The following is a 19,193-nucleotide window of genomic DNA, read 5'->3' as shown; positions in this document are numbered from 1 at the left end:
TGACCGTAATAAGCGATTGATTGGAACAAGGTGTGCGCTTGCATCCTTATACGAACAAAGGGGGCGGCGAGACTTAAAGAAACGTTTTATCCTGTCTGAAACACGGTATTAATTGGATTGGGGAAATTTTTTATTTTAATTAGTTCGCCCACCCCCACAAATCAAACATCATATGTCGAATGGTTATAGCGATAGTACGTCTCCATTCTTTATAGCCTTAAGCCTTTGTGGTTTTAAGGCTTTTTTTTATATCGCATATTCACAGACGTGAATTTTTGTTTCATGCTATATATCAAATTTTTAGTCGATGTGTTGTATCAATGAAGTCATACGGTTATTTGATGTCGGTCCGATCTTTGTGAAATGCACTCAGATGAGCGCTATTTTCCTTTGTGTTGCCGGCAATGTTCTATTGTCTCAATGACACCATAATTTGGATAAAATTTTACACGATGATAAAAATCTGTATCATAAATGAAAGCAATTTGAAACTCTATGAAAAAATAAGTTTGCTAGAATGTGAGGATAGAAATAAGAGGGTTTTCATATCTGTACTGTACAGCGTATAAAATATACTGACTAAATGTATAGGCTGGAGGATCAACATGACGTTAGAGAATCAACTGATCAACAAAACGTTTTATGAAACCTTTATGGAAGTTGGCGAAAAAAATCCTGTTTCTGTGCTCGGAAAAGCTTTTCTTGCTGGGTGTAAAGAAGGGGCAGCTGATATTTCCGCAATTCGTTTTGCCCAGGGGGAAGTGTATTTTCATAATAAAGATTATGAGGCGGCAATTTTCAAATGGGAAAACACTCACAATGATTTAGAGCCATGGGCAAAGAAAAACATTGCCGATTGTTATTATGAACTCGGACAATTATCTATGGCGGAAGAGATTTATAAATCGATTGAGACAGATAGCCCTGTTTTACAATCAGAAATTGCTTTGCAGTTATTTGCCCTTTACATAGATGAAGGTAAGCTTGAAAAAGCCGATCAAGTTATTAAAACAGCTGTATCTTTTAATCCAGACTACAGGGACGTGACCGATATTGCGCGCTCCTTTTTTGAAAAAAATAAAGATTGGCCAAGTGCAATTGAACTGGCGGTAAACGAGGCAACCCGCACAGCGTCGCATCATTGGTTTGATATTTTAACAACGTATGCTGAACAAGGATTAACGAATGATTTTGAACCAAGCTATTTTTCAAAATGTTTGGTGGCGTTATATGAATTGGATCAAGAGCGATTTGAGAAAATCGTTGAATCGTTATGGAATAGCTATAGAAACGGAAGTTTATATTTTGCATGGCTGAGGGAATTTAATCATCTTTTCTTAAGCTTGGATGTAGGACGGAAACACTCGTGGAAAAAGCTATCTGGGCTTTATCGGGAAACTTATTTTCAATTAATTAATGGAACGTATTTAATAAAAGAATTGGAAGGAATGATTCCTAACATTCTAACCAACTGGGTTAAAATTGCCAACCATTCTGATGCTTTATTTGCTGCTGCGGCAGTATTAGCATGGAACGATAAATTTCCGGCTAGTATGAATCCAGAAGTGGTTGATGATGCTGAAAATCTGATTTTCCACGCACGTGATAAAATCGATGGTTTAGAATACAGTCTTACTTTGTTCGATTCCATCGCTAAATGGGCGGAGGCACAACATGTAGATCCGGGGCACCGCTTCAGATGGATCATTCGGGAACTAGTCGATTTTCAAACACATCATTTACTTATAGCAGGGACTTCTGGAAATGGGAAATCTGCTTTTGTTAATTCACTCCTCGGTGAAAATGTTTTAACTGTTCCGACCTCTTCTGTCGTTGTATTTAAGGGATTCGATGAGACGGAGATTAGAAAAATATCAGATGAAGAATTAACGATGTTTTTCGGTCCTCAAGAATTTCAGGAAGCAGTGGACAGAAGACGAAATAAAACTTTTGATCAAGCGATTATGGAGTACTCTCTTCCAGCGCCAGTTTTGCGAGAAAATCGAATTGCTCTCGTTGACATGCCGGGATTTAACGACCGTCACCGTTTGGAAGACGAAGAGCTAGAATACGTGCATTTTGCCGATAGTTTATTATTTGTTCTTGATGCGAACGATCCGTTTACTGAACAAGAACAAGAGCTTCTTATGCAAATTAAGAAATATGTGCCTCATCTGCCAATTCATTTTCTGCTTAATAAAATTGATGAAATTTATGATGAACACGAAGCTGCTGCAGTGGTTGAGGATACTCGTTTGCGGGTGCAGGCGTATTTTCCAGAGGCGAAATTGTTCCCTTATTCCGCTTATTTTAGAAACAAAAAGCAGCGGAATGATGTATTCGAATTCTTGAAGAACTTGAATAGACAAATTTCTGAGGCCGATCGAATCGACAAAATATTAATGTTTATCCGTTATTTAATCGGGCATTTATTGGATAAACGCACAGAAATGGAAAACAAACTCGCTGATTCGATTCAATGGAATAAAGAAATGGCGGTAAAGTTAAGCGGGGCAATTCATCAATTGACCGATTTAAAACAAGAAAAAGTGCGGGTCATTATGAGGGCGTTCCGTAACGTCTTAGAGGGCATTAGAGCTGATCTATCGGAGAACATTCCAGGTATTTTACAAGAAAGCGCTGAATTAATTCAAGAAGATAGTGATTTCCGCACACTTCATCTGGAACTTAACGATGAGATGAATCGAAGAATACAAGTTTATGTCAATGACGAGGTTCTTCCGAAGCTTTACCGTTCCCTGCAAGAATGGATTTTAACAGCTAATGATGAACTGCATCATTGCCAATCTTTCCTCGACGAAATGGGTGATGGATTTAATGCTATGTTCGGTGAGGAACGGATTCAGCTCGATTGCGATTTTAAAGTGCTTGATGATTGGCGTCGGGATGCAGACAGAATGACGAGCGGTGTGCAGTTAGATAAGGTAAATATTTTCCTTCGTCGAACACCTTACCAAATTTTATTAAAAGGTGCGGGTCGTTTGCTTGGGGCGTTCCAACAAAATAACGCTATATTATATAACAGGTATAAACAGTTTGTTGAAAATGAGGATTATTTAGATGTTGCCGAATTAATTGCCGATAAGCTGCTCTTGCAATTTGAATTGTTTGAGAAATCACTCGAAAGGGATCTTTCAATTTTCTTTCGAAATGCATTTGCCGCATTACATCAGACGGTAGAGGAAATGGAAAAAGAAATGAAAGAAAAGGAAGAAGAGCTGGAGAAAATGCGATCGAATCCGGAAGCATACCGCGATCCGCTAATCTTGTTTGAAGTAAAGCTCCGCCAATATGAATGGATGATAGCTTCCTCTAAAGCCGTATTGCAGGTATAACGCTAAGGTTCGATTCGTGTAAAGGTATGGTATACTGTTCAAACGAGCATGATGGTGTAAAGGAGAGCCCGTGTAAACGGGCTTTCCTTTCTTTATTTTCTAGATTTTTTTCATCTATTAACACTTTTATTAACATAATATGGTAATATAAGGGTGGTAAAAACAAATAGAGGCGAGGGTAGTATTTTATGGAAGACAAAAAAGAATTTCAAATACATAGATTGCATGAGAGAGAGATACCTCAACTCGTTGCGCTTTCTGCATCAGTAGGCTGGGACTACGATGAACAGGAAATTGAGACGGTGATGTCGGCAGGGATCGTATATGGACATAAAAATGCCCAAGGAGACATTATTTCAAGTGCAGCCGTTATTCCTTATGATGTTAAACTTGCTTCTATCGGCATGGTTATTGTGAACGAAAATTATAGAGGAAACGGGTTGGCTAAGGAATTGATGCAGACTTGTATTGATTCAGTATGCGATAAGACAACTATTATGCTAATTGCGACGAAAGAAGGAAAACCGCTATATGAAAAGTTAGGATTTCAAACGGTCTCTTCTGTACATAAGTTTTTGAGTGACAAGTATATGCCTTTTTACCGGGAGCACGGGAATGAAGAATATGAAGTAATCCCATTAACTATGTCTTACTTTACCCAAATTCAGCAGCTAGATCAGTTAGCAATCGGGGCGGATAGAAGCTTGTTTCTTAGAAAAAGAATTCAGCAGGCCAAGCAAGGAGTCGTAGTTAAAAACCATAAGGGAGATATTGTCGGATATGGGTTAAGCATCAAAGGGCCTGTGAACCTAATCGTTGGGCCGATTATAGCCGCTAACGACGAGATTGCTATATGTATCGTAGACGAGCTAGCGAAAGGCTATGAAGGAAAGTTGAGAATTGATGTTCCAAACGGACAAGCATCGTTCATTCATTATTTGGAGAGAACTGGTTTTCATAAAGTGAGTCAGCCCCCTGTTATGGTGAAAAATGCAAGCGAGTTGCCGGTGAGAAATGGCACGCTCTACAGCATTGCAGCACAAATTTTTGGTTAAGGTAGCCTACGTTTCAATGCTAGAGGCACGCTATATAATACTTTGAAAATTAGCAGAAAGCAGCCTGGGCAGACAATTTGTGTTTTCCCAATTTGCTTCCCACTGTCAATGAGATCGATTTACATTTATCAGCGCGCACAACTACCTGAAAACACTTGCACAATACAAGAATGGTTGGATGCTTTCCTAAAGGCTTACGGGACGGTGTTGTCTTGTAAGCTTTTTATTATAGAAATTAGATTTAAAATCTAAAAACCGACTTTAGGTTTGCGTCTACCGCTTTGATAAGTTGGGTAATTATATCGTCTTCTATTGGGAACATTTCGATAAGAAACAGGGATTTTCGTTCCTCCGACGTAATAATCCATAAGAAAGAAAATGCCGAGGAGGTGCAACGTTGCAGATTGGCGGTATTAATCATTTGACTTTTTCGGTGTCTGATTTGGAAACATCGATTCGCTTTTATGAAGGTGTATTTGGCGCAAAGCTGCTAGTCAAAGGCAGGAATATGGCTTATTTTGACTTGAATGGCCTGTGGCTTGCTTTGAATGTCGAAAAGGATATTCCGCGAAACGAAATTCACCATTCGTATACACATATCGCTTTTTCTGTAAAAGAAGAGGATTTTGATGGTGTTATTCAACGGCTGCGAGAGTTAGATGTCCCGATCCTTCCTGGACGCGAGAGGGATGAGAAAGATAAACGATCCGTATATTTTACCGATCCGGATGGACATAAATTTGAGTTTCACACCGGCAGTTTGCATGACCGATTAGCATATTATAAAAGCGAGAAGACGCATATGCAATTTTTTGATTAGATGAGATATAGTCATCATTTCTTTGGATTCAATGAGTGTATTTAGTTTGGAATGATAGCCATCTTTTGCATTTCATAAGCTGTCCACCAAGGCCAAAGGGAGGAGCAGATGATGAAACGTTTTTTTGAACAATTTGCGAGACCTACTGGCTTTTTAGGAAAGATTGCAGGGAAGGTTTTAGAAAAATCGAATCAAGAGTTAAACGAATGGACGATATCATTGTTAAACATTCAAAAAGAGGATGTGATATTAGAGATTGGCTTCGGACCCGGTGTGGCCATCGAAGAAGCGGCTAAGCTCGCTGTTAAGGGGATGGTATATGGCATTGACTATTCAAAAGTGATGATTAAGCAAGCAACTAGGAGGAACAAAAAAACGATTGATGAAGGACGAGTAAAGCTTATATATGGAAATGCTTCTGATCTTCCATCATGGATCGAGCGGCTTGATAAGGTGTATTGTGTCAATGTCATTATGTTTTGGGATTCTCCTATTGATGTTCTTAAAAATATAAGGGGAAGAATGAACAATGGGGCAATTATCGCCGTCACCGTGCAGCCAAGAGACGAAAAAGTGAAAAAAATCTGTACGGAAATCGATGATTATTTAAAAAAAGCAGGTTTTTCTGGTATTCGCACGGAAAAGCGGGACATTCGTTCTATTCCAGCCGTATGTGTGATAGGAGTGAATGAGTAGCTTTTGCGATGTTAATAGTATAAATAACCGCTCATACTTGGAGCGGTTATTGTTTGGGGTAAAAAATTTAGATAAAAGTAATGAATAGAGTCAGTCACAAAGATGCATAATATTTTGCTGCCATGATACAGGTATAAAATCGTAAACATTATTCATAATGCGAAGAACATATATTTATTTGCCTCTTGTCTTTCTCTTTTCATACCCTTGCCCATAGCGGTATAAATCATCTACTCTTTTTGAAGAATACCATTGCCCTAAAAACAGCGATAAAAACATAAAGATGCAGCCAACGGCAAAACCAATCTTATAATATCCTAAAAAGAACAGCAAAAATGAACCAATAAGTGTTGAAATCATGATGATTAATAACCAGTTTTTAATTTTCTCCTTCATTTCATGCCGCATAACTTTTCTCCCTCCATTAATTATAATAATACGCCTAAATAACAGTGAGAGTTTCAAATATTTAACTTCTGTACCCATTGGATTGATGTTTTTGAGGGTTGGTCCATTTGATTTTGCGATTGTTGCAGTTTATTACTGTTATTGTTTTTAGGGATTTTTCACAAGCCACTAAATATTGTTTTTAACATATCTACCGAGAAGTCTCCCACCTCTAAGCGAAGTGTAGGTGGGGGAGGTTCATTATAATGAATTTTCATTCGTTTCTATGTATTTATAATTTATTTTGCAATCTTATTTAAAAAGAATAAAAAACTAATTCACTTTTAACATTATCTATGTTATTATTGAATTGTTTTCATGATAAGACAAAATATGACTTAATATGACAAAATATGACAAGATTGTACAAAAAAATTTTGTACATATTGAATTTGTAGTTCATATCAAATAGCGAAAATTTTTTATAATTTTTTGTATGGTTATACATAATATACCAAAATTGAATATAGGAACGGCAAACTACTCGAAAGGGTAGGACGCAAAGCTAAAGGGGCTAAATCTATTGTTCAAATAGACATGCCAGCCAGTTGCCCTTCTTACAGATGAAGTAATTAAGAAGGTTTTTATTTAACTGGAATAGTGTGTTATGAAACTGCCCTCTTTTGACTATTTAGAGGGCAGTTTTTTGTTGAAATGTATATTAACAGAAATGCGTTCAAAAAAACGATACTTTCCAAAGAAAAATATTCATTGATTGATAGATTTTTATAGTCATTTAGAGAGAAAAGGTCCAGGCAACGTTTGCGGTGAGAAGCCTTTTATGCAAAATTGTAAACAGATTTGAGTTAACGGCTGATTCCAAAGGGAGACGCTTTTATTGCCATTATGCGAGCGCAATTAAGAGGGAGAGGGCTATGAAAACAAATGTCGGAATGATAAAAGAAATTATTGAAAATCAATTATTCACAAATGTGTTCCAGCCTATATATCACTTATCTAGTCAAAAAATTGTCGGGTATGAAAGTCTATTACGTTGCGAATTCGTGAAGAGTCCAGATATGCTTTTTAATTGTGCAAATTCAATTGGCTGTTTATATCACCTTGATATTGCTTCTATCACTAATTCTATAAAGGATTTCGCGATGCATAGCCAGGCGATAAATTCACGAAATTTGTTTTTATCTTTAAATGTGTATCCTTCTACTATTGCGGCACCAACATTTCCAAAAATATTAGAACAGTTGGTTCAGAGCGCCTCGTTAGTGAATCAGCAAGTTATTTTAGAAATTAACGAATCAGAGAGAATTAAAAATTTAGATGAAATGTTGCAAAATGTGCATTTATTGAAACAAAAAGGCTTCATGATTGCGGTGGATGATTTAGGAAAAGGAGAATATTCGTTACAGGCGTTAATCGAGATAGATCCGCAAGTAATTAAACTTGATCGATATTTCGCGAAGGATTTGTCTAAAAGCAAGAAAAAACAGAGGGCTCTATTATCCACCATTCGTTTTTTTAATGAAAATACTAGAGTGATATTAGAAGGGATCGAAACAAAGGAAGATTTATGGTGCGCAAAATCATTAGGAATACTTTACGCACAAGGATATTTTCTAGCAAAACCGGAGCCGCTGCATGAAGCACTCAATGTTAAATTTAGAGGATAAACATCAATGATAAAGGCTAAAAAAGGAGTTGTTAAAATTGTACATCAATGAGTTGTTACAAAGCGTTCAAGAAGCATATGCATCTCTTATCGGTTTGCCAGTTGTAATAGTCGATCGCGATCAAACTCAGATAACATCGGTTTCGAATGCAGAGGAGCCTTACGTATTTGAAAGTAAAGAAATACAATACATTATGCAAAAAAATTGGAAGGACTATTTACATTTTAAATCTCCAGCGCTTGTTGATGTTGCGAAGGCAGGAATCAAAGGGTTAATCGCTCCAATTGTGATTAAAGGGCAGGTACAATATTTGATTTGGGCAGGGCCGTTTTTGGCAACAGGATGGAGCGGTATGATGAAAGCAGATTGTGAATATTTTACGGAAGATGTTCAAGCGAAGCTGCATATACTTGAGAAGATGGCTTCAATATGTGCCCGTTTAATCGAAGAGGAAAAGAACAAAACAAGCCATCTTGAACAGCTAAAACTATTGCATCGGGCGGTAGAGTTCCAAATGCAGCAACCGTTTCAGCTGTCTTCGTATTTGCGCATGTTTCATGAACTACATCCATATATACATATTGCTGCTTATGCAGAACGAACTAATGAAGGGCATTTCACCATTCAACATATATCTAGCCAAACGAAGGAAAAAGATTGGCTAGGGGCGGTTTATACGGTAGAACACCCGATTATAAAACGTTTGTTTCAAGAAAACCGTCCATTGTATTTGGAAAATGTATCAACAAAATACCCATTCAATGATTCACAGAATAAAGAAAATGAATTAAAAACGCTAATACTTTATCCTATTGTACAAGATGGGAGTATTTCTGGAGTTATTTTTGTTGGCAGTAACGAAAAAGTACGTTTCTCTGAGCAAGTGAGGGAAGTGGGACATTTGCTCGCAAAGCTTATGGGAACATTATCTAAGGATACTCATTCTTATCATGAAAAAAATTTAATCATCACTGAAGGATTGTTTTCTGACACGTTAACACCGCGGGAAATGGACGTGCTAAAATGCATTGTAGAAGGCTGCAGCAATAGCGAGATTGCTCAAAAATTATATATTAGCGTGAATACGGTTAAAAACCATATCACAAATATTTTCCATAAATTAGGGGTGACGGATCGTTCACAACTAATTGCAATGGTTTATCAATTAAATTTCGAAAAAATGGTGTTCCACAATCAATGACGCTTTTCTGAATGAAATGCAATAAGGAAACCGCTTCTTTGCTGCTAAAAAAGCGGTTTCCTTTACCGTTATTTTCTTTTCGCTTTACGTTGGCGAATTCCTGCCGCTGCTGCGCGGGCTTCGGCTTCTAAATCTTCATGATCTGCGAATTCGCGCGAGTATTCGACGTCCAAGCCGTCGGATTTCAACTGTTTTGGTACTTGCGGGAGAGATGATTTATTTTTATCACGCGTTCTTTGTCCTCGAGATCGACCCATGACAAATGCCCCCCTAAATATAGTATGAATCAATCGTGATTCATCATTTAGGATGGTGCAATGTCCAAAAAATATAGATAGAAGTATTTGGTCAATGTCTCGCTTTTTTCGCTGTGTAGCCACCTGCTAGGTCAGCTAATTTAAAATCACGGGCATAGCTTACTTCTTGAGCGCTGGATAGAGTGCTTTTTGTTTTTTCACGTTTTCGTTTCTCAGTCATTGACATACCCTCGCTTTACAATATTTTTATTCCTATTTTTTCCTAAATGCCCGTGTTTTATGCATAAAAAAAGGAACCGCTCAACCGACTGTGAGAGTTCCTTCTTATCTATGCCTCTTTTCGTTGCTGTTCTTCCTCTAAAAGCAACGGGCAACGCATTGTATAAAGCGTGTAGTTATCTTTGGAAATTTCGTATAAATGGTAAATATCTTGACCTTGATTGATTTGTTCCAATAAGCTTTTTCGCGTCTCATTCGCCAAAGTCACATACGGCAGTTTTTCTGCAGCTTTTATCGAACGGACATTGACTTTGCGAATGCGCATAAAAATCGTTTGAATAGAAAGCTCATAAAATAACTCGTTAAAAAAAGCATGTTTGGCTCGTTGATTGTATCCTTGACCGTGGTACGGTTTTCCGAGCCACGTGCCTAAAAAACCCGCTCCATCCTGAATATCGAATAAGCTAATAGTGCCAATTGGATTTCCCCATTCATCAACGATGGTCCGAGAAATTAATTCACCGCGTTCTTCTGCTTCAATTGTTTGCTTCGTTATAAACAAAAATTCTTCATATGAATGGGCTTTTTGGCGCACAAAAGGGAAGACCTCAGGGTGCACCATTAACTCGTAAAGCGCTTGACAATCGTTTAAATCGCGTTTTTTTAGCATCTTGTTTCCCTCCTTAGTCTGAGGGCAGTTTGCACGTGGGAAACCACCCTCGAAATTTTTCAATGTATTTCAATCAAAAAATTTCGGGGTGGGAATCGAACCCACTAGAACCAGCATGCCAGCTGGTGGCGCACCATTTGCCTTCCCTTGATTTGATGTCTATATCCAGTTGTTAAAGAACGAACGGTGTCATGGTCTTCGTGATATTTTTCATGATACATGATAACGTTGAAAAAAGAAATAGCTTTTTTGTTAATTTTTTGTGTATATAATTTCCCCATTTACCATCGTAAAAATTGGTTTGGCTAAATAATGAAAAGGATGAGCGTTCCACAATACGATATCCGCATCTTTGCCAACTTCCAAACTGCCGACGCGGTCAGCGACTCCTAAATTGCGTGCGGGAAGAATGGTGATACCTTCAAGCGCTTTCTGTTCGTCTAGCCCTTCGCGAACGGCAATCGAGGCACAAATGTTTAAGTATTGGATCGGCGTATACGGATGGTCCGTTGTAATCGATACTTCGACTCCTGCATCGGAAAGCACTTTGTACGTCGTCCAGCTTTTGTTTGTCAATTCTACCTTTGAGCGCCGTGTCAATGTTGGGCCGACTGATACTTTTAGCTGTTTTCCTTTTAATTCGTCGGCGACAAAATGTCCTTCTGTACAGTGTTCAATGCGTAGATCGAGATCAAACTCTTCGGCAAATCGGACTGCGGAAATGATGTCATCAGCCCGGTGTGCATGAATGCGCACGGGGATTTCTCGTTTTAGCGCGCGAATAATTGGAGCGACACGCAAATCTTCAGGATGGTCGCAATATTTTGCTTTATAAAATGTCTCTCTCAGCATCCCCATAATGCCCATTCGCGTAATCGATTCTTTATTACCGTTGCTGTGGATGCGCTTTGGGTTTTCACCAAGCGCAATTTTTAAGCCGGCTGTTTCTTTTATGAGCATTTTGGAAACATTTTTGCCATGGGTTTTAATGACGGACGTTGTTCCGCCGATGACGTTGGCGCTCCCAGGCATAATATGGACGGTCGTAATTCCGTGGGAAACCGCATCGCGAAAACCAGGATCAAATGGGTAGACGCTATCCATGGCGCGAATATGCGGGGTCATTGTCTCGACTGTTTCATTAGCATCATTTCCTGCCCAGCCCGTTCCTTCATCGTACAGGCCGAGGTGGGTGTGCACGTCAATAAATCCAGGGAATAAATATTGATTATGACAGTCAATGATTTCCGTTTCTCTATCAATCGGTAATTTTCGGCCAATCGCTTTAATTTTTCCGTTTTCTATCAGCAAATCCGCTTGATGTAACGGAGCGGATGTAACCGGATAGATCGTGGCATTTTCTAATAATATTTTTCTCATTGCGAACTCCTTGTTGCAAAAGTAATGTTGTCATCATGTCAGTGAAATTCATTTATAAATTTCCCTGTTAAGTCCACATTTTTTGCTGGATCGGCGAAGATAGGGGACGTTCTGAACAGAAACATCTAAGCTAAACGTTCATATTATTGCAGTATGTCGCGAAGCGCTTGTTCAAGGGAAGGAAATGAGAAAGCAAAGCCAGATTCTTGTAGTTTTTGGGGTAAAACTTTCTGTCCCTCTAATACAAGAAGGCTCATTTCCCCAAGAAGAAGCCGAAGCGCAAAACTAGGTGCAGGAAACCAATACGGTCGCCGAAGAATGGAGGCGACTGTTTCGCCAAATTGTTTCATTGTAACGGGGTGAGGAGCTGTAAGATTGACCGGACCCGAAAGATGATCACTCTGTAAAATATATTCAATCGCTCGAACCGCATCTTTAATATGAATCCATGATACCCACTGCTTTCCCGATCCAATGGTACCGCCTATCCACCATTTGTAAGGAGCAATGATCTTAGGTAGCGCCCCTTCTTTTTTAGCGAGAACAATGCCAAAACGCGTAAAAACGGTACGGATGCCCATCGTTTCAGCTTGCTTCGCTTCCATTTCCCATTGCTTCACTGTTTGGGCGAGAAAATCTTCGCCTATACGAAGCGATTCTTCTGTGAACACATCGGTGAGTGAGGTTCCATAAATGCCAATGGCGCTCGCATTAATTAGAACTTTTGGCGGTTCAGGTAAATGTCGGATAATCCGGATGATTTCTTTTGTTGATGACAGCCGGCTTTCGATAATGCGTCGCTTGCGTTTTTTTGTCCATCGCCCGCTATTGATCGATTCACCGGCCAAGTTGATTACAGCATCAAGACGGGGGAGCTGTGCTTCCGGCTCGCTTTGTACCTGAAGCCACTGCACGTAGTGGACGCTTGGTTGCAAAGACGCTCGCGGTGTTCTTGTTAAAATGTATAGTTCGTGCCCTTGATCTTGTAAATAATCTGTCACTGCCTTGCCAATAAACCCCGTTCCTCCAGCAATTCCAATCTTCAATGCACTCACCTTCTTTCATGCCTTCTTACTTTTTTCGCTGTATCGCTCGGTTATTCCTTTTTTTGATATTATAATTATAATGGTGAGGTGTTAAAGATGATGCTGATTACGAAGGTAGCTGTACATAAAGACGATCCAGAACGTTTCATGATCTCTGCCCTAAAAGAAAACGGAGAATCGGTCTCTTTTAGTGTCGATCAAGATGTGCTAATCGAATTTCGTTTAAAAAAAGGAACGGAGATCGACGAATTTACATGGCAAGAAATAGTATATGCTGATGAGGTCAAAAAAGCGTACCACGCTGCATTATATTTTCTTGCTTATCGAATGCGTTCGGAAAAAGAAATGATCGACTATTTAAAGAAAAAGGGAATAAGCGAAGCGGTGGTTCGCGATGTGCTGCATAAATTGCGAAAACAGCGATATATAGATGACCGCGAGTTTGCTTTTGCATTTGTGCGCACGCAGATGAAAACGACGTTGAAGGGCCCAAATGTAATTCGTAAAGAATTGGAGCAGTTCGGAATCTCGGGAGAAATGATTGAAGAAAGTCTGCAAATGTTTACATTCGATAAACAACTCGAAGCGGCAACAAAGTTGTATGAAAAAACGAAGAAAAAGACCACGAAGCGTTCCGCTTATCAATGGAAGCAATATATGGAGCAGCTGTTGCAGCGCAAAGGCTTTTCTCGTTCTGTCATTGATGAAGTGCTTAACGATCATCAACATATCGAAAACGAGGAAAAAGAGTGGGAAGCTTTAGAATACCATGCACGGAAAGCGCATCGTCGCTATCAAGGACACGATCGTTGGACGTATGAACAAAAAATGAAGCAATCGCTTTATCGCAAAGGCTTTTCTATTGAAAAAATTGAAAAAGTATTGGAAATGTTAAAAGACGAATAGGGAAATGCCCCCTATTCGACGATCATTTCTGCTTGACCGTGTTCATTTGCAATGATGTACTCGGCGACTTGTTTTGGGGAACGGAGGCGGGACCGATCTTTTATATGGTTGGTTCCTTCCCAAAACGGTGTGTCCATCCCTCCCATGTATACAGCCGTGACCGAAATGTTAGTTTGTTCGAGCTCTTTAATGAGGCTTTCGCTAAAGCCGCGAATCGCAAATTTTGTAGCGACATAGACGGATTCGTTCATTTTTCCTCGCAATCCCGCCGTAGAGATGATGTTCATAATTTTTGCTTTCGGCAAAGTCTGAAAGTACGGGAGGAACGCTTTAGTCATATAGATCGTTCCGTTGATGTTGGTCCCAATCATTTCATCAATCTGTTTGCGCGAAAGTGAAGAAAGCGGACCGAAATGACCGATGCCGGCGTTGTTTATTAGACATGTGACACGGTATTTTTGCGCAATTTCTTCGACAGCCCGCTCTACTTCTTCGTAACAGCGAATATCAAGTGTGTGCACAAACGCTTGACCGCCAGCGCTTTCAATTTCTTGCTTAACAGCAAGCAGCGGCTGTTTTCTTCTACCTATTAAGATAACCGCATATCCTTTGCGGGCGTATTGTAAGGCAAGTTCTTTGCCAAGTCCTGTACCAGCTCCGGTAATAGCAATAGCTTCCATCGTATCTTTCTCCATTTCGTGAAGTTTTTTACGATTATAATATAATAAAGCAGGGGGATAAAACAATGATGCAAAAAAGATATAGTGAAATGACTGAATACGAATTGAAGCAAGAAATTGCAACATTAACAGAGAAAGCACGCAAAGCGGAACAAATGGGAATGGTGAATGAATTTGCAGTATATGAACGTAAAATTGCAATGGCGAAAGCATACTTGTTGAACCCAGAAGATTTTCGGCCAGGGGATATATACGAAATTGTAGGGGATCCCGGTTCGTTGTTCAAAATTCGTTATTTGAACGGAGTATTTGCTTGGGGATATCGACTAAACGGCGATGGAAGCGAAGAGGCATTGCCCATCTCCTTATTAATAAAACCGTAACAACCAGAGAACTGATTCGTTCTCTGGTTGTTTTTCGTTATGATTGCTTCCGTGTTTGTCGTTCTAGAATAATCAAGTCAAGGGTTTGCTGAGTTTCCCCATTTACTTGTGAATGGGCATGCTTCGGATTCGCCCATGGCTGTTGAAATGGATTAGAATAAAGGTTATCGTAAAACTTTTTTCGCGGATGGCGACCCATCATCCGACACCTCCTAATGGAGACGAGTTTAAGGTGTTACTCTGTTCGCTGATTGGAAGCGCTCATCCGTTCTTGTGGATGAGTATTAATGGTACCGTTCGCGCGTTTGGAAGCATATTCTGCTTTGGCGCGCGGCTCGCCTTCAAATTTGTTATTATTTTGGTTAGGGAAGTTGCGTTCTTTATTCCGCATCGCCATATTTCCTCCTCGTCGTCCGTATGTGTTGGTTGCCAACACGTTTTTAGTATGGTGAATTTTCAAGATGTTATGTGTTTAAATCTTGGCATGCAAGGAGAGAAAAAGATGAAAATGGATGAATATTTTGAGCGTTTAACGAGCTACTTACTTGAAAAAAACGCTTCACTTGCTTACGCGCAAGCGCGGACGTGGGTGGAGTTATTATGGGAAGATTTTGAAACGACATACGCTCGCGCAGGATACTCCTATAAGGGAAAGAACTAACAGAAAAAGTGGTGCGTCAATGGATTGATCAATATGGTGCACATCTGCACGAATTTAAGACAAACAATCCGAAATACAAACATTTACTGAATCAAGACGACTATTTGAAGCATTAACAGCGGCTGGGCATGGGCCCAGCCGCTGTTTAGTTCGGAATTAATTCCAGTTTTTTGCGCAGTTTTCCTTCACTGAAAATCCAGCCTGTGTATGAGCTTACGACATGAAAATTCAGATCAAGTTGAACGACGGCGATAAACGGATAGTAACCCTTGCTTCGGTAGCGCAAATCAATAAATCGCACTTCGTAATGATCGCTGTATTCGTTGATTTCCCATCGATAAACGGGAGAAAACGATAAAAACGCCGATAAATTTTCATCGTTTTTCGCAGCTTCGATCGCCGGATGGGAAGGGATAGGGCATCTTTCAAATGTATCTAAAATACGGATGTTCCCGTTTTTTGCACGTCCAACGTAGAAATAGTCTTTCGCTGTAATAGCCAAGTGCCATTCGCGGAAGCGGAGAGTCGGCACAGTAATAATTTGTTCGACATGAGAAATTTGTTGAGATACGGCTCTTTTAATGGCTGCTTGTTGCCGAAAGCGAATAACATAATACGCTGCTAAAAGCGTATAAATGCCTAGAAATGTATAGCCTGGATGTGCACCGAGAAATAAAAGGCCAATGCCTACGAGATGGAGCGCGAAAATAATCGGATCAAACGTATTAATGACACCGAATGCAATCCATTTTTTACTGAACGGTCTTAAAGCCTGAGTTCCATATGCGTTAAAGACATCGACGAATACATGGAAACATACAGCAAGCAAAGTCCATAGCCACAGATGAAAGACATTAATCTCAGGATAAAAATAAACAATTGTTCCTGTAATAAGAAGGGACCAAAAGAATAATGCCGGGATGGAATGGGTGATGCCGCGGTGATTGCGAATATATTTAGCATTGTTTTTTAATTTTAAAATCGTATCTAAATCAGGTGCTTGTGATCCAGCCAATGTGCCGATAAAGACGGCCTGTGCCAAGGTCGGATCGTGAGCAATAGCAGGATCCAAGGTGGCGATACTTCCTAAAGCCACTCCCATAACGATATGTGTTCCCGTATCCAACGTCAAAGCCTCCTTGTATTGTTCTGCTTCATAGTAGTATATCCATCTTTTCTCAAGATGATTGGATATGTATCAAATAATTGAATTTTTTCGTAAATAGACTATACTATCATTAGTTTAACATCTTGGAGGAACGAGCGTGAACGAACAAATACAACCATTTATTGAAGGATTTGCGGTTCAATTGTTTCAGCGTGATTTAATTGATTGGTTTGAACGTGAGCAACGCGATTTGCCGTGGAGAAAAGATAAGGATCCCTATAAAATTTGGGTGTCGGAAATTATGTTGCAGCAAACAAGAGTTGATACGGTTATTCCGTACTTTCATCAGTTTATAAAGCAGTTTCCCACTTTAGAATCGCTTGCTGACGCAGACGAAGAGAAAGTGCTAAAAGCTTGGGAAGGGCTTGGATATTATTCGCGTATCCGCAATTTGCATGCGGCAGTAAAGGAAGTAAAGGAGCGATATGGCGGAAAAGTGCCTGATCGCGCTGAGGAGTTTTCAAAATTGAAAGGCGTGGGGCCGTACACGACTGGAGCGGTACTAAGCATTGCATACGGAATTCCAGAGCCGGCGGTGGACGGGAATGTCATGCGCGTTTTATCGCGAATTTTTCTAATACGCGAGGATATTGCGAAAACGAAAACGAGAAAAATATTTGAAGAAATTGTTCGAGCAATTATTTCTCATGACAATCCTTCTTATTTTAACCAAGCTTTAATGGAATTAGGTGCATTAATTTGCGTGCCGGGAAAACCAGCTTGTTTGCTTTGTCCTGTTCAGGAGCATTGCCGCGCTTTCCAGGAGGGGGTACAGGAAGAACTTCCGGTGAAAACAAAAAAAACAAAGATGAAAGAAGTGGCGATCTCCGCAGCTGTTGTAGTTGATTCGCAAGGGCGCATTCTTATTCATAAGCGGGATCGTGAAGGACTGCTGGCCAACCTATGGGAGTTTCCGAACTGTGAAATTTCTTCGAAACACCCGAAAGAGCAATTGGAAGCCTTTTTGAAAGAAGCTTACGGAGTTCATGTGGAGCTTGAGCATGCATTTGCTGCTTTAGAACATGAGTTTTCTCATTTAGTTTGGAACATTGTCGTATACCGTGGCATGATTAAAAGCAATGTTGCGGAAACAGAACGCTTGAAACTCGTTAGCGAGGAGGAAATTCATGAGTATGCGTTCCCGGTTTCCCATCAACGGATTTGGAATGAATACAAACAGTCGGCGGATAGCTTCCGCCCTGTTTAATCGTATGACGGTTTTGTGCCTTGCGTGTACGTTGCTTCCATTCGGTTGAAGCCTCCACGAGCTTCGATTTCTTCAATAATTTCGCGGTGAATGGTTTGCCCTTCGGCATTTAGATAGGGAGCAATTTGCTGGAATGAATGATGGAAAAAGGCGAGTTCGCTATCTTTCCATTTTGATTTTGGAATCATCGAAAGTTCTGTCATATCGCGACCAACATACATGGGCTGTTCCTCCTTTTTTTATAGTTTTGAAAACAGCCTAGCAATTTATACATAAAAGGAGAGAGGATCATGGATAAAAAAGTAGCAGTCGTTACAGGAAGTAGCCGAGGGATTGGGAGAGCGATCGCGTTAAGGCTCGCTCAAGAAGGATTCGATATTGTCGTTAACTATGCGCGCAGCAAAGAAGCAGCACTACAGACAGCGAAAGAAATTGAAGCGTTGGGACAAAAGGCGCTTATCGTTAAAGCGAACGTAGGCAAAGTAGAAAAAATTCGGGAGATGTTCGCACAAATCGACGAAGCTTTCGGACGGGTTGATGTACTCATTAATAACGCAGCTTCCGGTGTGCTACGCCCGGCAATAGATCTGGAAGAATCACATTGGGATTGGACGATGGATATTAATAGCAAAGCGCTATTGTTCTGCGCGCAGGAAGCGGTCAAGCGAATGGAAAAAGTAGGAGGAGGTAAAATTGTCAGCATTAGTTCGCTCGGGTCGATTCGTTATTTAGAAAATTACACAGCTGTTGGAGTTTCTAAAGCGGCGGTCGAATCTCTTACTCGTTATTTAGCGGTGGAGTTAGCCTCTAAAAATATTTCGGTCAATGCGGTATCGGGGGGAGCGATCGATACGGATGCATTGAAGCATTTTCCGAACCGGGACGAGCTATTGGCTGATGCAGTTGCCAAAACGCCAGCAGGTCGAATGGTCGAGCCGAAAGATATTGTCAATGCGGTTTTATTTTTACTATCCGAACAAGCCGAGATGATACGTGGACAGACGATTATCGTTGACGGTGGCCGATCTTTATTAATGTAAATTTTTTATGGATAAAAAATCACCTTCTGGACACATTAAATGTCGTGGAGGTGATAACAATGGCAAAACAACCGAACAGAAGTGTTTCTGGTACAAACATTCAAGAAGTAAGACAACAAAACGCTCAAGCTGCTCAAGCGGGTGCAGCTGGGCAATTCGGCACAGAATTTGCTGCTGAGACAAATGCTCAAGAAGTAAGACAACAAAATGCTCAAGCTGAATCTCGCAAAAATTAAAACGCAGCAAGCCAAACACAAAATCAAAGCAGATAACCATGCGGGCACTCCTTTTTTCGATAAGGGAGTGCCTATTTTTCAGCGCCGATAATCTACTCGACAAAAGTTATCACCACTCTACATATATAGTCAAAGGA

21 protein-coding genes, 3 pseudogenes and 1 riboswitch are annotated in these 19,193 nt (G+C 40.1%); of the genes and pseudogenes, 13 read left to right on the top strand and 11 right to left on the bottom strand.

The genetic code is table 11. The features are described from left to right. The first annotated feature begins 605 nt into the window (after positions 1–605). From N667_RS0117590 to N667_RS0117575, 4 genes are all read left to right on the top strand, one after another. Positions 606–3,356 (top strand): dynamin family protein, encoded by a 2,751-nt coding sequence (locus tag N667_RS0117590; protein ID WP_027410709.1) that lies wholly within the window; start codon positions 606–608, stop codon positions 3,354–3,356. 188 nt (positions 3,357–3,544) lie between these two features. Continuing rightward, positions 3,545–4,411 (top strand): GNAT family N-acetyltransferase, encoded by an 867-nt coding sequence (locus tag N667_RS0117585; RefSeq protein WP_035099321.1) that lies wholly within the window; start codon positions 3,545–3,547, stop codon positions 4,409–4,411. Positions 4,412–4,808: 397 nt separating this feature from the next. Further along, the gene (fosB, locus tag N667_RS0117580; protein WP_027410707.1) at positions 4,809–5,231 is read left to right on the top strand and encodes a metallothiol transferase FosB; all 423 of its coding nucleotides are present in this window, start codon (positions 4,809–4,811) and stop codon (positions 5,229–5,231) included. Positions 5,232–5,342: 111 nt separating this feature from the next. Continuing rightward, positions 5,343–5,927 (top strand): class I SAM-dependent methyltransferase, encoded by a 585-nt coding sequence (locus N667_RS0117575; RefSeq protein ID WP_051530097.1) that lies wholly within the window; start codon positions 5,343–5,345, stop codon positions 5,925–5,927. Positions 5,928–6,101: 174 nt separating this feature from the next. On the opposite strand, the gene N667_RS0117570 is transcribed toward N667_RS0117575, so the two are convergent. Then, a complete protein-coding gene (locus N667_RS0117570; protein WP_027410705.1) occupies positions 6,102–6,335 on the bottom strand; it encodes a hypothetical protein in 234 nt (77 codons plus the stop codon). A gap of 503 nt (positions 6,336–6,838) precedes the next feature. Further along, a riboswitch (cyclic di-GMP riboswitch) is annotated at positions 6,839–6,930 on the top strand. A gap of 319 nt (positions 6,931–7,249) precedes the next feature. On the opposite strand from N667_RS0117570, the gene N667_RS0117565 reads away from it, so the two are divergent. From N667_RS0117565 to N667_RS20445, 3 genes and pseudogenes are all read left to right on the top strand, one after another. Then, positions 7,250–8,002, top strand: coding sequence for an EAL domain-containing protein (locus tag N667_RS0117565; RefSeq protein WP_027410704.1), 753 nt, complete (start codon positions 7,250–7,252; stop codon positions 8,000–8,002). Between the two features lie 193 nt (positions 8,003–8,195). After that, positions 8,196–8,912 (top strand): annotated as a pseudogene (locus N667_RS20450) (GAF domain-containing protein); the annotation flags it as partial. 69 nt (positions 8,913–8,981) lie between these two features. Continuing rightward, positions 8,982–9,203, top strand: a pseudogene (locus N667_RS20445) (response regulator transcription factor); the annotation flags it as partial. Positions 9,204–9,271: 68 nt separating this feature from the next. Here N667_RS20445 and N667_RS0117555 read toward each other — a convergent pair. The 5 genes from N667_RS0117555 to N667_RS0117535 all read right to left on the bottom strand — a co-directional run bounded on the left by N667_RS0117555 (position 9,272) and on the right by N667_RS0117535 (position 12,775). After that, a complete protein-coding gene (locus tag N667_RS0117555) occupies positions 9,272–9,460 on the bottom strand; it encodes a YfhD family protein (RefSeq protein WP_027410702.1) in 189 nt (62 codons plus the stop codon). A 91-nt stretch (positions 9,461–9,551) separates the two neighbouring features. After that, a complete protein-coding gene (locus N667_RS19665) occupies positions 9,552–9,680 on the bottom strand; it encodes a YfhE family protein (protein WP_084279311.1) in 129 nt (42 codons plus the stop codon). A 108-nt stretch (positions 9,681–9,788) separates the two neighbouring features. Then, a complete protein-coding gene (locus N667_RS0117545; protein WP_027410701.1) occupies positions 9,789–10,349 on the bottom strand; it encodes a GNAT family N-acetyltransferase in 561 nt (186 codons plus the stop codon). Positions 10,350–10,601: 252 nt separating this feature from the next. Next, on the bottom strand, positions 10,602–11,729 hold the full coding sequence (locus N667_RS0117540; protein WP_027410700.1) for an amidohydrolase: 1,128 nt from the start codon (positions 11,727–11,729) through the stop codon (positions 10,602–10,604). 143 nt (positions 11,730–11,872) lie between these two features. Continuing rightward, on the bottom strand, positions 11,873–12,775 hold the full coding sequence (locus tag N667_RS0117535; protein ID WP_027410699.1) for a TIGR01777 family oxidoreductase: 903 nt from the start codon (positions 12,773–12,775) through the stop codon (positions 11,873–11,875). A 99-nt stretch (positions 12,776–12,874) separates the two neighbouring features. Between N667_RS0117535 and recX the strand changes: the two genes are divergently transcribed. Next, positions 12,875–13,681 carry a recombination regulator RecX gene (gene recX / locus N667_RS0117530; RefSeq protein ID WP_232223992.1) on the top strand — a complete coding sequence of 269 codons (807 nt, stop codon included), beginning with the start codon at positions 12,875–12,877 and terminating at the stop codon, positions 13,679–13,681. 11 nt (positions 13,682–13,692) lie between these two features. Here recX and N667_RS0117525 read toward each other — a convergent pair whose 3' ends face one another. Next, on the bottom strand, positions 13,693–14,361 hold the full coding sequence (locus N667_RS0117525) for an SDR family NAD(P)-dependent oxidoreductase (RefSeq protein ID WP_027410697.1): 669 nt from the start codon (positions 14,359–14,361) through the stop codon (positions 13,693–13,695). Positions 14,362–14,426: 65 nt separating this feature from the next. Here N667_RS0117525 and N667_RS0117520 point away from each other — a divergent pair, with 65 nt between their 5' ends. After that, positions 14,427–14,744 (top strand): YfhH family protein, encoded by a 318-nt coding sequence (locus tag N667_RS0117520; protein ID WP_027410696.1) that lies wholly within the window; start codon positions 14,427–14,429, stop codon positions 14,742–14,744. Between the two features lie 37 nt (positions 14,745–14,781). On the opposite strand, the gene N667_RS19660 is transcribed toward N667_RS0117520, so the two are convergent. Then, positions 14,782–14,943 carry a YpzG family protein gene (locus tag N667_RS19660; protein ID WP_084279310.1) on the bottom strand — a complete coding sequence of 54 codons (162 nt, stop codon included), beginning with the start codon at positions 14,941–14,943 and terminating at the stop codon, positions 14,782–14,784. 36 nt (positions 14,944–14,979) lie between these two features. Beyond that, positions 14,980–15,135 carry a small, acid-soluble spore protein K gene (locus N667_RS0117510; RefSeq protein ID WP_027410695.1) on the bottom strand — a complete coding sequence of 52 codons (156 nt, stop codon included), beginning with the start codon at positions 15,133–15,135 and terminating at the stop codon, positions 14,980–14,982. Between the two features lie 117 nt (positions 15,136–15,252). Here N667_RS0117510 and N667_RS18995 point away from each other — a divergent pair. Further along, positions 15,253–15,521: pseudogene (locus N667_RS18995) on the top strand (YfhJ family protein). Positions 15,522–15,550: 29 nt separating this feature from the next. Here N667_RS18995 and N667_RS0117500 read toward each other — a convergent pair. Further along, positions 15,551–16,531 (bottom strand): metal-dependent hydrolase, encoded by a 981-nt coding sequence (locus N667_RS0117500; protein ID WP_027410694.1) that lies wholly within the window; start codon positions 16,529–16,531, stop codon positions 15,551–15,553. Positions 16,532–16,670: 139 nt separating this feature from the next. Here N667_RS0117500 and mutY point away from each other — a divergent pair, with 139 nt between their 5' ends. Beyond that, a complete protein-coding gene (gene mutY / locus N667_RS0117495; RefSeq protein WP_232223991.1) occupies positions 16,671–17,780 on the top strand; it encodes an A/G-specific adenine glycosylase in 1,110 nt (369 codons plus the stop codon). On the opposite strand, the gene N667_RS0117490 is transcribed toward mutY, so the two are convergent. Continuing rightward, positions 17,777–18,001, bottom strand: a complete 225-nt coding sequence (locus N667_RS0117490; RefSeq protein ID WP_027410692.1) for a hypothetical protein — start codon at positions 17,999–18,001, stop codon at positions 17,777–17,779. The two genes, mutY and N667_RS0117490, sit on opposite strands and share 4 nt — an antisense overlap. A gap of 69 nt (positions 18,002–18,070) precedes the next feature. On the opposite strand from N667_RS0117490, the gene fabL reads away from it, so the two are divergent. Together fabL and N667_RS0117480 are read left to right on the top strand one after the other, a co-directional pair. Further along, the gene (gene fabL, locus N667_RS0117485; protein WP_027410691.1) at positions 18,071–18,820 is read left to right on the top strand and encodes an enoyl-[acyl-carrier-protein] reductase FabL; all 750 of its coding nucleotides are present in this window, start codon (positions 18,071–18,073) and stop codon (positions 18,818–18,820) included. A 59-nt stretch (positions 18,821–18,879) separates the two neighbouring features. Beyond that, positions 18,880–19,056, top strand: a complete 177-nt coding sequence (locus N667_RS0117480) for a gamma-type small acid-soluble spore protein (protein ID WP_027410690.1) — start codon at positions 18,880–18,882, stop codon at positions 19,054–19,056. Positions 19,057–19,193 lie beyond the last annotated feature (137 nt).

The sequence above is a fragment of the Anoxybacillus tepidamans PS2 genome (genome assembly GCF_000620165.1).
In the GTDB taxonomy this organism is placed as follows: Bacteria; Bacillota; Bacilli; order Bacillales; family Anoxybacillaceae; genus Anoxybacteroides; species Anoxybacteroides tepidamans_A.
Note: the sequence above shows the minus strand (reverse complement) of the source record. Positions and strands in the feature narration are given on the sequence as shown.